General features: G+C 65.1%; 9 protein-coding genes and 6 pseudogenes. 5 read left to right on the forward strand and 10 right to left on the reverse strand.

Annotated elements, in window-relative coordinates; genetic code table 11:
- Window positions 1-47 precede the first annotated feature (47 nt).
- Window positions 48-1,184, reverse strand: coding sequence for a DUF4241 domain-containing protein (locus tag CTZ28_RS16610; RefSeq protein ID WP_121890192.1), 1,137 nt, complete (start codon window positions 1,182-1,184; stop codon window positions 48-50).
- A 276-nt stretch (window positions 1,185-1,460) separates the two neighbouring features.
- Between CTZ28_RS16610 and CTZ28_RS16615 the strand changes: the two genes are divergently transcribed.
- Window positions 1,461-2,243, forward strand: coding sequence for a phosphotransferase enzyme family protein (locus tag CTZ28_RS16615; RefSeq protein ID WP_259471658.1), 783 nt, complete (start codon window positions 1,461-1,463; stop codon window positions 2,241-2,243).
- 53 nt (window positions 2,244-2,296) lie between these two features.
- Window positions 2,297-2,593: pseudogene (locus CTZ28_RS16620) on the forward strand (transposase); the annotation flags it as partial.
- Here CTZ28_RS16620 and CTZ28_RS49540 read toward each other — a convergent pair.
- The 7 genes and pseudogenes from CTZ28_RS49540 to CTZ28_RS47700 all read right to left on the reverse strand — a co-directional run.
- Window positions 2,517-2,825 (reverse strand): annotated as a pseudogene (locus CTZ28_RS49540) (hypothetical protein); the annotation flags it as partial. The pseudogenes CTZ28_RS16620 and CTZ28_RS49540 sit on opposite strands and share 77 nt — an antisense overlap.
- Window positions 2,826-3,030: 205 nt before the next feature.
- Window positions 3,031-4,083: an NADP-dependent oxidoreductase gene (locus CTZ28_RS16625; protein ID WP_183154425.1), complete on the reverse strand. Its 1,053-nt coding sequence runs from the start codon at window positions 4,081-4,083 to the stop codon at window positions 3,031-3,033.
- 157 nt (window positions 4,084-4,240) lie between these two features.
- Window positions 4,241-4,438 (reverse strand): annotated as a pseudogene (locus tag CTZ28_RS16630) (fic family toxin-antitoxin system, toxin component); the annotation flags it as partial.
- 264 nt (window positions 4,439-4,702) lie between these two features.
- Window positions 4,703-6,277, reverse strand: a complete 1,575-nt coding sequence (locus CTZ28_RS16635) for a DUF1593 domain-containing protein (RefSeq protein ID WP_220795349.1) — start codon at window positions 6,275-6,277, stop codon at window positions 4,703-4,705.
- Window positions 6,278-6,419: 142 nt separating this feature from the next.
- A pseudogene (locus tag CTZ28_RS49955) lies at window positions 6,420-6,575 on the reverse strand (IS630 family transposase); the annotation flags it as partial.
- 8 nt (window positions 6,576-6,583) lie between these two features.
- A complete protein-coding gene (locus tag CTZ28_RS16645) occupies window positions 6,584-8,122 on the reverse strand; it encodes a DUF1593 domain-containing protein (protein ID WP_121890195.1) in 1,539 nt (512 codons plus the stop codon).
- 160 nt (window positions 8,123-8,282) lie between these two features.
- Window positions 8,283-8,603 (reverse strand): annotated as a pseudogene (locus CTZ28_RS47700) (ISAzo13-like element transposase-related protein); the annotation flags it as partial.
- A 26-nt stretch (window positions 8,604-8,629) separates the two neighbouring features.
- Between CTZ28_RS47700 and CTZ28_RS47705 the strand changes: the two are divergent.
- Complete coding sequence (locus CTZ28_RS47705; RefSeq protein ID WP_220795350.1) at window positions 8,630-8,881, forward strand: hypothetical protein; 252 nt, start codon at window positions 8,630-8,632, stop codon at window positions 8,879-8,881.
- A 1,184-nt stretch (window positions 8,882-10,065) separates the two neighbouring features.
- A complete protein-coding gene (locus tag CTZ28_RS16655) occupies window positions 10,066-10,482 on the forward strand; it encodes a hypothetical protein (protein WP_121890196.1) in 417 nt (138 codons plus the stop codon).
- Window positions 10,483-10,720: 238 nt separating this feature from the next.
- Here the strand turns inward: CTZ28_RS16655 and CTZ28_RS16665 are convergent, their stop codons facing one another.
- Together CTZ28_RS16665 and CTZ28_RS16670 are read right to left on the reverse strand one after the other, a co-directional pair.
- The gene (locus CTZ28_RS16665) at window positions 10,721-12,502 is read right to left on the reverse strand and encodes a reverse transcriptase/maturase family protein (protein ID WP_183154426.1); all 1,782 of its coding nucleotides are present in this window, start codon (window positions 12,500-12,502) and stop codon (window positions 10,721-10,723) included.
- A 539-nt stretch (window positions 12,503-13,041) separates the two neighbouring features.
- Window positions 13,042-13,724: pseudogene (locus CTZ28_RS16670) on the reverse strand (IS5 family transposase); the annotation flags it as partial.
- A 75-nt stretch (window positions 13,725-13,799) separates the two neighbouring features.
- Between CTZ28_RS16670 and CTZ28_RS47710 the strand changes: the two are divergent.
- Window positions 13,800-14,045 carry a DUF6332 family protein gene (locus tag CTZ28_RS47710; RefSeq protein ID WP_121890198.1) on the forward strand — a complete coding sequence of 82 codons (246 nt, stop codon included), beginning with the start codon at window positions 13,800-13,802 and terminating at the stop codon, window positions 14,043-14,045.
- Window position 14,046 lies beyond the last annotated feature (1 nt).

The raw sequence follows: 14,046 nt of genomic DNA on the forward strand, positions 1-14,046 counted from the left end.
CTCCGCCGGGCCGTCCCGGTCAATGATCATCCGAGGTGGCTCTTCGGCTACGTCGGCTTCGGATACAGGAGGTCGGACGACCAGACTTCGCCGCCGTCAGCGTCGAGCAGTACGAGCCTGCCGTCGTCGCCGAGCACCGCGCGCTGAACATCCCGACCCTGCGTTCCACTGCTCCATACCTGTACGCCAGTGGGCGCGAACACCACCAGATTGCCGTTGTCCTGTAGCACCAAACGGTTCGACAGGCCGATGAGCTCATCTTCAAGCAGCGTGCCAGTACTCCACACCGTCGCGCCGTCCTGGGCACGGTAGATGACTACATCACCGTCCTCCTGATTCACGAGAAGGAAGGCTCCGGAGCTGGAGGACAACGCCCCCAGCCGAAGGGCGACGCCTGGCAGCAGTTCGGCCAGGATGGGCCTGCCTTCCAGCCGACGTTTCACATCCCGGTACTGATCAGCGCCGGAGCTTTGCGGATCCGAATTCATGCCCGCGCTCGGCGTCGAGCACCCGTCATCGAGCAGGACGTGGAAGTCGGTGAGGAAGCAGGCGACGTCGCCGTCGATGGTGCGGCCGATCCAGGTGGGGTAGTCACCGTCACCCCAGCCGGTGCGGAACACGATCACGGCATGGTCGTCGTCGCCGACCGACATGGTGATCGCGGCGCACTCGGGGACCGAACTGGCAGGAGCCTGGGGCCTGTCTCGCATGGAGTCCATGACCCGCACGGCGAAGTCCTCCTCCTCACTGACGGCTTGGAAGGTCTGGGCGTCCACGAAGCATCCCGTGCCGCTGTCGACGGGATAGCCGAAGAGCTCGTCGTCATCGAGTTCCTCCGTGTCCTCGCCGGGCCGGAGGGCCAACTCCCAGGTGGCGACGGGCTCGTCCCGTATCTCCAGCCGGGCCGCGGCCACGCGGGTGTCCCGGTGCCCGCCCTCCGGACCGATCACGTCCACGGTGACCAGGACGACCGGATAGATGCCCGGCCGGACCCGCTGGGTGAACGCCATCTCAGCGGGATCGCCGAGGCCGCAGCCGAGCGGCTCCATCGCGATGACGCGTCCAGATGGCAGCGACAGCGGAACGCCCGGTAGTACCCGCACCAACAGACTGACGCCATCGGGGCACGGATGACTGGTGCCGGGTGCGAAGAGACGTACGAAGTCGGGGGTGAGAACGGGCATGACATCTCCTGCGGTGCGCACGTCGGCCGAAGCGATTGATTGCCGGAAACGTATCGCGCGGCGAAGCGATATACGGGAAAGCGCAGGGTCGGCGACGCACATCAGGCCAGCTCAGTCAGCCCAACCGGTCTTTCAAACCTGCCGAGGTCAGAGCCGGGCAGTCCTCTCATGGACGGATCAGGAACAGGCTCTGGGCTTGTTCTCTAACCTCTACCCCTCCCTGGTGCTCCCCTCTACCGGGATGATCACGGCGGCCCGATCAGACACACTGGTTCGGTGCAGCATGATGAAGAACACCCGTTGTCCGGCGGTAACGTCAGCGATGGTGTCGTTCGAGTCGGAGATACCGTCCGCCGTCCGACCGGACCGTGGACTCCCGCAGTGCACGCCTTGCTCACCCACCTGAACGAGGTGGGATTCCGGGCGGCGCCTCGGCCTCTGGGCATTGACGAGCAAGGACGCGAGGTCCTGACCTATGTGCCGGGACATGTGGTCTGGCCCGACCGGTCCGCTCTGCTGGAACCCGCTCGGCAACTGGCCCGCGTGGCACGGCTGATCCGGGACTTCCACGATGCGGTGCAGGACTTCACGTCACCCCCCGACGCGCAGTGGCAGGTGCTGATCCCCGCCGAGGGCAGCGACATCATCGCCCATCACGATCTGGCCCCATGGAACCTTGTGGTCGCAGACGAGTCCCGGTGGGCCTTCATCGACTGGGACACCGCCGGCCCCGGTTCCCGCCTGTGGGACGTGGCGTATGCCATGCACGGGTTCATCCCGTTGTCCGCGTATCCTGACCGGGAACGCCGCGATGCGGGAGACCGGCTGCGAGTCTTTGCCGACGCGTACGACCTCGATGAAGCCGAACGCCGTCGACTGGTCCCTCTGCTGGGGCGCCGTACGCGCTCCATGCACGACTTCCTGCGCGACCAGGCCGCCCGGGGTGTCCAGCTCTGGGCAACTCTGTGGGCCGCAGGCCACGGCGACGTCTGGCGAAGCGACGCCGAATACATCGAACAGCGCGAAGACCAGTGGGTGCACGCCCTGCTCGCGGGTTGAGGCACTTCGGCCCGCTCCTCGCTTCCGACGTTGTGCTCCGACCAAGGTGCACGCTGTTCGAGCTGGCGGATGCGGTGTTGTGCCCGTCGGCTGCGATGTACTGGGCGGTGGAGCTGACATTGCTGCCCGAGCACCGGCGTGGGCACGGGGCGATGTACGACGACCTCGACCAGGGCAGGATCGAGACCGGCCGGCTGCGGCAGGTGCTGGCCGGTCTGCCGCTGCCGCGGTTCCCGGACGGGCGTCTGGTGCCGACCGTGGACGTCTCGCCGTGGCTGCGGTCGGACGCGTCGTGCTCGCCGAACTGGCTGTTGTGTCACGTCTACGGCCGGGCGAGGACGGCCTCACAGTGTGGGAGAGGCAGGCGATGTCGTAGCCGGAGCCCATGACGATCAGGATCTCGGGGTCGGCCGGCCGCCGGTGACCAGCTGTGGTCAACCTGCTGACGGCTTGCCGGAGTTGGCCGGTGGTGACCTGCGTGGCGTCGTCCGCATGGCCAGGGCGGACCGCGTCCAGGAGAGCAAGCCAGGAGGTGCGGCCGGACTCCAGAGCGGCGAAGAAGGAATACGGTCGGCCGGGCACGAACCGGTTCGAGCTGCGGTCTCCGCGTCCGTGGACGTGGCAGAACAGCCGCTCGTCGCTCGTCGGTTCATCGGGCTTGCGCAGGTGCGCCTGGATCCGGGCCGTGTGTGCGTCCCGCTCGACGTGACCCCCGCTTGTCGGTAGCGGATTTCAGGGATGTCCTTCGCCGAAGATTCGGGTTTCCGGATCGGAGACGTCTGGGCGGTCAGACTTGCTGTTGGTCCGATGTGTCTGCCTCGGGCCGGTGAACGTCGACGATTACTTTTCCTTTTGCATGTCGGCTTTCGACGCGGGCGAATGCCGCGGCCGCGTCGTCGAACGTGAAGCGGCTGTCGATGGGCACATGCAGGCGTCCGCTGTCGATGAGGTCGGCGAGGGTGCGCAGGTCCTCGGCGTCGGGGCGCATGGACAGTCGTTGGTAGTGCACGTCGCGTCGCTTGGCGTGACGTCGCACCCGTGCCGTCACGAGGAACAGGACGGTTTCGAGGGTGAGTGCGCGCCAGGCGGGCATGGCGTAGTCGTGGCGCATGGAGCCGGGGGTCGGGGTGGCGGCGACTGAGAGGAGTCGTCCTCCGGGTTGTGTGCGGTCCAGGAGAGCGCGGAGATCGGCGCCGGGTACGAGGTCGAAGATCTTGGTGTAGGTGCCGGGGATCTCGTGGTCGGGGTGTTGGTGGTAGTCGAGGACCTCGTCGGCACCCAGCCTGCGCAGTTCCACGGTGTGGTGCGCGGAGGCGGTTGTGGTCACCTGTGCGCCGGCATGGGCCGCGAGTTGGATCTCGAGCGTCCCCACCATGCTGGTGCCCGCGGTGATGAGCACGCGGTCCTCTGGTACGACGGCGAGGCCACGTGTGATGGCCTGCAGGGCGGTCGTGCCTGCGAGGGGCACGGCCGCCGCGGTGGCGAAGTCCACCGTGCGGGGCATGCGTGCGACCAGCTCGGACTGGATGGCGACCTTCTCGGCCAGTCCTCCCAAGAGTGCCTTGTCCGTCCGGGCGAACACGGCATCGCCGACTGCGAGACCGGTGACCGACGAGCCGATGGCTGAGATGGTGCCGGAGAACTCGTTGCCTGGCACGAGGGGGAAACGGCCGGGGTTGACGAATCGGAACGTGCCGGTTCGCTGCAGGATGTCGATGGGGTTCAGACCGGCGGCGTGGATATCCACCACCACTTCGGTGGGGCCGGCGATCGGATCCGCGCGTTCGCTGAGTCGCATGACCTCCGGTCCGCCGTAGGCGGTGAATTCGTACGCTCTCATGGTGTTCCTTGCGTGACGGTTCGTGTCGGCGTGCCTGGATGACGATGCGCTGCTCGTGCCCCGAGCGGCTCCCGACGTGAAGCCTACATTCATAAGTGACACTGAGTTTCATTCATGAAACGGTGCTCACAAGTGGCATGAGGGCCCGGGAGCGCCGGTACCCGTTCAGGGCCAGGTACGCCTCCGCGGAGTGCCACGCGAACCGCTCGTTGGAGTGCTCCGGGCAGGGCGGCCGCACCAGAGTTTCAAGCAGCGCGGCGGCTTTGAGGAAGACGGAGCTGTACACATCGCGTTGCATCGCATGGGAGTTCACCCGCGCGACCGCTGCGTACAGCGGACCGTAGTCATCCACCTGGCCAGGCGACCTGGCGCCGGGCCAGGACCACGTCAGGGTGGTCCGTCGTGGCCGGCAGCGGGACCGCAGGGACGGTCTTGGTCCGCGAGCCGCGTACCACTGTGCCGTCGACCGCGATCGCCTGCTGCTCCGGCTGGGGCTGGGGCTGCGGCGGCGGTCGGGCCCGCCGATACGTTCGGCGCGCAACACCAGTCTGCCCGGCGCACCACTCGTGCGCCGGGCAGACCTGTCGGCTACCGTGACCGACTTGGTACCTCAGGACGGTCAGACAACGGTCACGACCACTCGCTGGTAGGAGGTCAGGCCGCCATCATCGGTCACCGACAAGATGAAGTGCATGTTCTGGCCGACCTGAGCGTCTGCCGGAACAGTGACTTTCGCCGAGGAGAAGTTGCCGTTGCGCGCCTCAGCCATCCGCACGGGTGTCGCACCGTCGTAGGTGTCGGCATCGGCATACCGCCACCACTTGGCAGTGAGCTTGTTCTTGTCGGGGTCGCTGATCTTCGCGGTCAGCGAGATCTTCTCTCCCGGCTTTGTCGTACGGTCGAGCTTCCCCTGGACGTTGACTGTCGGCTCATGGTTGGCGGCCTTGTACTTGTCCGTGACAGTCCACTTGAGGCGTGCGGCAAAGTCCTCTTGAGCCGCTCCGAACCATCGGGCACTCGCGTAATCGGTTGACGGCGTGCCGTTCGTTCCGATGTCCGTACCGGCGCGGCCGCCCCATCCGCCCCAACTCGGGTCCACGTCTGCCCGGAGACCATTTTGGATCAGGTTCATGTAGATGGATGTGTCTCCCTCGGAGATCCACGATCCCTTCGCCTGCGGGGCCGTCCAGACGATATAACCCATGGCCTTCAACTGTTCGGTGGTGAGGCCTGAGTGTCCGAAGTAGTCGAAGATGTCGCCTGGCACCATCTGCTTTCCGTCGCCCCACACCCTGTAGAAATTCCCCAACGGACCGACGTCGGACACGTTGGCCTTCGTCCATTCGGCGGACAGGTATTTCGCATCGTCCGGCAGGACGGCAGAGCGTGCTCCATAGCCCCAGATGTTGGTGGACATCTGGCGGAACTTCACGTCGGGCCAGTTGGGCTGAATGTACTGGGCGTACATGCCGTCCTGGTCTCCGAATGACTGAATGACGGCCTTACTGGACACCTTGCGGTAAACGTTCGGCCAGTCGGGCGTCCCGAAGTACTCGTCCTTGATGGACTTCAGCGCACGCGCGATCGTCGACTGCCCGGCGCCGGTCAGCAGATAGACCGGCCTACTGGAATGATCCAGGAGAAGACGTCGGATGAGATTGGACCCGTCGGAGTCCTTGGCGATGTCGCCATCGAACTCGATGTTTCCGTTGAGGATCTTCGAGCGCAGGTCCTTTGGCGCGGGATACCCGTTGGCATGCTTCTTCAGGTTGGGGTAGACCTTCGCGTAGATGTCCACGGCGTCGTCGATGAATCGCTCCCCGGGCTTCCAACGCCATGATTCACACGGGCAGAGGTTCAAGCCGAAGCGCGTGTACTCGCGTCCGGGCACGAACCACTTTGTCCCCTTGCCGTCGCCGGCCCAGTGGACTCCGCTGCTCGCGTATACCAGACCCTCCGTATCGAATTCGTTGCTGTAAAGCAGATACCGCAGGACGGTGTTCTGGTCGTCGAGTTCTGGATCGTTCATCAGAACTATGCGTGGTTTCTCTTGCTTTCCCGTGCCAGAACTGTTGCCTCGCGCCAGTGCGGGCGACGCGGTACTGACTCCGAAGATCATGGCCATCAAGACCACAACGCCAAGCGCGTTCGCAAGACGCAAAGGTCCGCTGCGGGACAAATTGCTTCTGAACATTCTTGCTCCCTTCTGGTGTATCTGCCACGACCGGGTTAGGCCAGGCCCTCTCGGGCCGAGGCCGGAAACCGGGTCGTCTGACGAGCTATGTCCCCTGAACGGACTGCTCGTGGGTTGGCCGCTCCCAGGGCGCTGGAAGCTAGAGGTCGTGCATGGTGCGGCTGCCGTGCGTGGTCAAGTTGTCCCGGATCAGCACGATGGGGCCGCCGAGCTGCTGGTGCTTGGCATGCAGTGGACGGGCGCAGTCGGTCTCGGTGAAGCCCTTGCGACGGCCTCAGGCAGGGCTGCGGTCCAGATGGCTGACAGCTACCTCTTGGAAACGGTGACGACCACACGCTGGTAGTGCTTGAGCGCGGGAGTGCCGTCGTCCTTCACCTCCAGGATGATGTGGACAGTGGATCCCGGTGCGGCGTCGGCGGGCACGGTGAAGGTCACGCTCTGCTGGTCCGCCCCGTTCAAGACGACTTCCCCGGGGTAGGTGTCGGCGTCGGTGTACTGCCACCACTTGTACGACACGCGGTCCCCATCGGGGTCCTTGCCGCTGCCCCGCAGGGTGATCCTGGTTCCTGGCTTGGCGGTGATGTCGGTGCCGGGCTTCACGGATGCCGTGGGGCTGTGGTTGGCGCCGGCGTAGGACGAAGTGCTTCCCCAGTCGGCCCGGGCCGCGAAGTCGTTCTGGATGTCTTCGACCCAGCGAGTCTGGGGGTAACTGCGGTCGGCTGCGTTCCCGGTGTAGGGGTTGGCGTCGGAGGTGTCGGTCCATCCGGAGGCGTTGGGAGTGAAGCGGCCTCCCCATCCGCCAAATGCCGGATCTTCGGAGGAGCGCAGCCCGTTGAAGTCCAGCAGATGCAGGAACGCGGGGGAGTCCCCTTCGGAGATGAAGTCGTGTACGTCGTAGCCGACGTTCTGATTCGCGGAACTGGACTCCGGGCGCCAGCGGTTGTTCTCGTCGTCGCCGGGGGTCGGGTTGCCATCCCGGTAGGTGCGGTACTGCTCCAGCAGGGGTCCGTGTCCGTTGAGGAAGTTGTTCTCCATGTACGAGGCGCGGAGGGTGTACTGGAAGGGTTCAGGTACGGTTCTCTTCCACAGATAGGCGAAGCTCCAGAACTGGGACTGGTTGTCGATGACCTTGACGTCCGGCCAGTTGGGCTTGATGTAGTCCTTGAGAGTCGCGTCCTGTTCGAGGATGTTGTAGAGCACCAGCTTGTTGCTGACCTTGCTCTGGATGGTGGACCACTTCTTCGTGCCCTGGTACTGCTCTTGGATTGACATGAGTGCGCGAGCCACGGTGTTGAGCCCGCCCCAGGCCTGTACGTAGAGCGGCCCCGGCGTGTTGTCGAGAATGGCCTTCTTGATCAATTCGGACCCGGCGGTGGGCTTGGCGGTGTCGCTGACATTCTCGATGTTGCCGATCTTGTACAGCGAGCGGAGACGGGCGGGGGTGGGGAAGCCGTCCGCGTGCTTGCGCAGGTTGGGGTAGATCTTGGCGTACCGATCGATGTAGTCGTTGACCCATTGGTCCCCGGTCCACCGGTACGGCGCCACCGTGTTCCCGTTGCCCGCCCAGTGGAACCGCGAGCTGGTGAGGACGATTCCGGCGGTGTCGAATTCGTTGGCGTAGTAGAGGTAGCGGACGAAGGAGTCCATGTCGTCGACTTCGCCGTCGGTCGTCAGGATGACGCGTGGCTTGTGGTGAGGCTGCTGTCCCGCTGATGTGGCGAGAACACCGGCGGGGGAGTCGGGCGCTGCCCGGGCCACGGTCGGCAGGACGGCCGCCGTGAGGGCGACCAGGATTGCTATCGAGAGCTGACGACGTCGGCGGGGACTTGGGCCATGGGTGTGCATGTGTCTCCTAATGTGCGGGTGCGGGTGCGGGTGACGTGGGTGTGCTGTGGTTCCTGGCGGACATGCGGAGGTATTCGAGGTGTTACCGCTGTCCGGGCGCGTGCGTTGGTGTGAAGGTCTGGTGCCCGTGGCAGGTGGCAGGGGTTTCCCGGTCCTGCGATCAGCGGTGTCCCTGAGGTGTGTCGATGCCTGGGTGCCAACATCGCGTCCTGATCTTCAGCAGGGTGCGGTGCGTGACGGTGCGGCTGCTGCCGAAGAGCACGGCGAGGGGTTCCGGGGCCAGGCTGACGCGGTATCCAGACGTCGCCGGGATGGACGGGTCGGGCTCGGCAGCGGGCTGTGTCGCCTGCGGGTAGGCGGCGTGGCCCTGGCCGTGCCACCGGCGCCGGGTCGACTCCACCCTGTCGTGATCGCTACCGACGTTGACCGAGCCGGTGTTCGCCGGCAGGTCGTAGACCCCATAGGGGATCGATCGCCTTGCCCGGTTTCGGGTCGGCGAAGTCGTGGATGTGCGAGTTCCTTCTTCTTGCCGTCCGCGCTGATCACCGGGTGGCCGGCATCCCGTTGCTCGCGCGCCTGTTCATTGAGGTGGCTGAACTGGGCATCCGGGCCTGGGCGTTGCTAAGCCTCACGTTGATGATCTGCAAGCCCTTAGGTACAGCCTGTGCAGCTGCGTCCGATGCTCATGGATGCCTCCTGCTCTATGGGTGGTGGATGGCCGTTCCTGATAGCCTGTCATGCATGTCTATTCATGCCTGAGTTGATAGTTAAGGATTCTGTGAGCTGACCGGAACCCTGTCAATGGATCGGGCACAATGTTCCTGGCGAGCTTCAAGGGCTCGGTTCATGGCGGCAGACCGCATCCGTGCGAAGCTCGGCCCGGGCTCCGTCGAGCCGGCCGCCATCTTTCGGCGAGCGTCCTGGGCTGGTCCTGCGCACTGTCCTGGGCTCCCGCGCATAGGGGGCCGCGCCGCCCCGGCCGGTGTCTTCAGCGGGTCTATGCCGCCCCCGGTGACGTCGGCCGAGACGGCAGAGAGGCTGGCTGTGACGGTCCGGCGGGCCAGGCCAGGTATAGTTGAACTTGAGCTGGTCGATGCAACTCCGGTCGATTGGGGCTGCGTTGGTGGTCTAAGGAAAGACGTCCCGCTTCCTGCGGGGAGATGCAGGTGCAAGGCCTGCCCGGCGCTCGATCGTAGGGGGTTGTTCGCGTACTGCGCGGACAGCCCCCTACGCGTTGCCCGGCTTCACCGGTCCCGTACGCCGGCCGATGTGCCGCGATGGGTACGTCCGGCGTGCGGAGCGCTGTGCGAGCCGGCGCCGTGAAGATGTGGAACCTGTGGGTCGGTGGTCCAAGGCCCGCTCGTGCCGCACGAGATCGAGCGTCGGTGCTGCGGGGCTTCGACGCGGGCTGACCGGGCCCGTCGCCTCCGGTGGGTACGGCCACCCGTTCCGGTTTCGCTGCGTCGGCTCCCACCACTTCCGCACCGACCCGTCGTACTACACGCTCCTCCGGGACTGTGAATGTCTGCGGCCCCGCCCGCCTCCAGAACTGGTGAAGGGCCTTGACTACCCGATCCACCGCCACGGCGACCTGCACGCCGTCGAACCTGCGCCCGGCGCTACCGCCGGGACCCGGGTCACTCGGCAGTCACTGCTGGCTGACGCCGCGAACCCTACGGCCCGCAACAGCCGCCGCCTGCGCGCACATCACCCGGCTCGAACGGCGCCTCTCCGAGACTCTCGGGCAGGTAGACCGGGGCGCGGCAGGCCGATCGCGTGGTTCCTCCCCAACCTGGATGTCATGCTTACTGATCGTTTCAGAATGAGGATGACGAAGAGTGCGCTGTCGTGCTCGGCTTCCTTCGTAAGATCACTGCATGCCTGCTGACGAACCCGTAACTCGGTCCATGTGTCGTGTCGAGCCGATATCAGATCCTCGGCCGATGCCGCAGCTGCCTCAGCGGATCTGGTCAGATGAGGACTGGGAGTGGATCCAGCGTGGCTACGCCTCACGGGACATGGATGAGAAGTGGGACGTCTTCGCAGAGGGCGAGGTTGTCTTCCTGCATCGAAGCTGGACCGGCTACGGAGTATTCGCGGCGACCTTTGCGCCGGCTGATGGCGGTGGATGGCGGATCGTCAGTGCCGTAGTAGAGCGTGATGGCGAGCGCTATGGAGGCACGGACGATGCCTACGACTGCGTCATGCTTGAGTTGGTGATCACCGCCATCGTGCTTGGCGAACCGGCGCCTGAGCTCCGCTCGAAGTTGGTGGAGTTGACCCGTCGAAAGCCGCGTTCTGCAGATGCCCCGGCCGGCGTGATTCAGCACAGCGCCCTGGGACTGCGCTCAGACTCATAGTCGATCACCTGAGCGCCGGACAGACGTCGGATGCATATGAGGCTGCATGCCAGATCGAGTAGGCCCTGGTGGAGATCTGCGCGTCGTTCGTAACGGGTGCGGAGCCGTTTGAACTGGTGGAGCCAAGCGGTTGGGTCGGCCGTGCGGCGAGGTGCCCGCCGTGAGGGCGAGTCCTGTTCCGCGCGGCCTCCCGCCGAACCGGACATGACGGTTTCCCGGTCATCCGGCTCTCCAGTGACTACTGCGTGAATGGTCTGGCCGGCCGTTCCGAATGGATACGGTCGTGGCAGATGTCGCAGGCCACGACGGTTTTGCGTCGCCGGTGAAGCATGACGCGCGCCCAGTCGGAAGGCTGCCACCCGGCATGCGCAAGGTCAGCGAGAGCTCGGACGTGGTGCACTTGCACGTTGCCCTTGCTTCCGCAGATCTCGCAGGTATCCGCCAGGAGTCTCGCGATGAGTTCCTTCTGCGGGTAGTCCACCCGGACAGGCTCACGATCGGCGAGTTCTGCCGCCCGCTGCCGTTGGAGAGGAATCCCACCGAACCGGGCCACCAGTGGTTTCCTGTTCTTCCGCTCGATTCGGGCCTCGAAGCAGACTCGGGGCCCGTTGGGAGTGCCGATTCTCGCCTTGTGCCTGGCGGCCATCTTCGACACTGACGAGCGGTGCTTGGACGCAAGGGTCTTGAGCATGGAAGTCTCCATGACCCATTGCAGCCGGTGCAGCCGGAAGACGTCTCCGGCAAGCAGGTAGTACTGGACGATGCCCCGGTAAACGGTCCCGAAAGTCGCCACGATCGCGTGATCGCTGCTGTTGGTCAGGGCCGTCTTCTTCGCGGGTTTTCCGCGATCGATGTAGAGGGCGCACTTGGCCTTGATCACGTCCCGTGGGACACGGAGTGCTATCTGGCCGTTGACCCGACGGTAACGGCCGGTCTTCTTCGTGTCGTTGTGCTGGGTCGTGATCTCATAGCCGAGAAACCTTGCTGCCCGGGTACGGGCATGAGTGATCAGCGTCGTCTCCTGGGACAGTTCCAGCCTGAGTTCGTCACGCAGGAACTGGGCCAGGCGTTTTTTGCTCTGCTCGGCCTCGGCTTTCGGTCCGGTGAAACCGAGGAGGTGATCATCCGCGTAGCGTATGTAGCGCAGCCTGCGGTATCCCGGATCGTTAGGATCCGCGCTGGGCAGGCTGACCATCTGCTGACGCAGCGCACGGGCCTGAACCCGGTCGCCACGCCGGCGGGCTTTCGCCAGCAGATTCTGCAACTCCAGGTAGGCCGGGTTGCGGGCCCGGCGCTTCCCTCGGGTGTACTCCGGAATCAGAACTGTCTCGACGAACTCGTCCAGCTTGTGCAGGCAGATGTTGGACAGGACCGGGGAGGCTACTCCGCCTTGCGGCGCTCCGGAGAGCGTGGCGCCCCATCTCCAGTCCTCCATGTATCCGGCTGTCAACATGTTGCGCACCAGCCGCAGGAACCGCTGGTCATGGATCTTCTCACCGAGGGTGGACAGCAGGACCTGGTGGTCCAGGCTGCCGAAGCAGTCGGCGATGTCCCCTTCGATGAACCAGGATGTCCCGGTCCAGGTGTGGTCGACCTCCCGCAAAGCGGTGTGGCAGCCCCGGCGGGGACGGAACCCATGAGAGCGGTCGGAGAACGTCGGCTCGTAATACGCCTCCAATAACAGGCGGACCACTTCACCGACGAGCTTGTCCGACCAGGTCGGCAGCCCCAGCGGACGCATCTTCCCATTCTTCTTGGGAATATGGACGCGCCGGACCGGACGGAAGCGGTAATGCTCGTGGCGCATCACCTCGATGATCCGATCGATCTTCCGCTGCGACATGCCGTCCACGGTTTCCGACGTGACCCCGGGCGTCATCGCGCCATGGTTGGCGTAGATGCGGCCGTAGGCCAGCAGATACAACTGCGGGTTGAACAGCTGCCGATACAGTTCATCACACGGCAGGCCACGCCTGCCGCGTTCACGCAGGACACCCAGCACCGTTTTGGCGCTCTGCATTCCGCATACCTCCCGGGTTCGAGTGTCCGAATCACCTGGCCCCCTTCGCCCGATGTGGACGGCTTTCCCGTCCTCCCCGGCCGGTCGTGACTCCGGCGACTACTACGGGGCCTCCGTCGCCGTAGGACTCGCGTCCCGTAGGCGATCCCACGTTCGTCTCTGTCTGTACGTTCTAGCGCGAGTTAGGCGTCCCACTCATCCCCTTGAATGTCCTCGCTGGACATCGCTCCGCGCTCCGGAAGTTGACCCGACCACAGCAATCGAAGCCAGGGCAGAGTGCGGCGCCGGTTTCAGCTGTCTTTCCGGCGGATGGGAACTTGCATCTTCTGGGGATTGGGCTTCAAACGATCCAGTCTTCGCCATATCGCGCGGGCCACCCTGCACACCGTCCCTGACAACTGAACCCGGTCACAGGTTTTCTGACATGCTCTTGTCCCCTTCACCTTTCGGATCCAGGTAAGTCATCGGGCCCAGGAACCTCCTTCCGAGTTCCTCCCGGCTGAACCGGGGATACAAACAGAGCGCCTCGTGGCGCACAAGGCTCGTTCGACCACCCAGCGCACCTTGCCCAGCCCGGAGCCGTGGGCGACGCCGCGTCGGGCGATCAGGGGTTTGATGCCACGCTTCCACAGCATGCGGCGGTACTTGTCGAAGTCGTAGCCCCGGTCCGCATACAGACGCCGGGGTTTGCGGCGGGGGCGTCCTCGCAGTCCCCGGATCGATGGGATGGCATCCAACAGCGGCAGGAGCTGGGTGACGTCGTGCCGGTTGCCACCGGTGAGGGTGACGGCGAGCGGAGTTCCGTGTCGGTCGACGATCAGGTGGTGCTTGGAGCCGGGGCGGGCGCGGTCGACCGGTGAGGGGCCGACGTGATCCCCTCTTTGAGAGCCCGGACGTGCGACCCGTCCACGGAGCAGTCGTCCAGGTCCAACAGGCCGGCGCGGCGCAATTCGGCCAGCAGGGCAGCGTGCAGGCGTGGCCAGATGCCAGCCTCGGTCCAGTCCCGCAGCCGACGCCAGGCAGTCACGCCGGAGCAGCCCACGGTCTCCGCGGGAACATCGCGCCACGCGACACCGGTCCGCAGCACGTACATGACGCCGGCGAGCGCCGCTCGGTCGGGAACGCGTAGCCGCCCGGGGTGGCGATGGCGCCGTTCGGGAGCAGGCGGCAGCAGCGGGGCCACCCGCTCCCACAGGCCGTCAGGAACAAGATCAGCACGCACCCCGGACACCTTGCCGACCAAGATCAGCAGGCACAAGACCCGCAGCTCAACTCATTCTGAAACGATCAGTTAAGCATGCGGAACGGGCGACGTAGTCAGGCTGAGCGGGACGAGATCACGGTTGAGATCGGTTATGCGCTGCTCAGCGCGTGCTTTCTCGGCGCCGTCGTGTTCGCGGTGATTGCCGGACCAGTTTTCGTCTGGCAGTTCTCTCCTGCCGTCAACACGTTCTTGCTGGTCGCGGGAGCTTCGGTTGCTGGAGTTCTTGGAGCTGTCCGTGTCGTCCACGTCCTGTGGCGGCACGCGAGACAGCACCGCTGAT

It is taken from the genome of Streptomyces shenzhenensis, assembly GCF_003688995.1.
Lineage (GTDB): Bacteria > Actinomycetota > Actinomycetes > Streptomycetales > Streptomycetaceae > Streptomyces > Streptomyces shenzhenensis_A.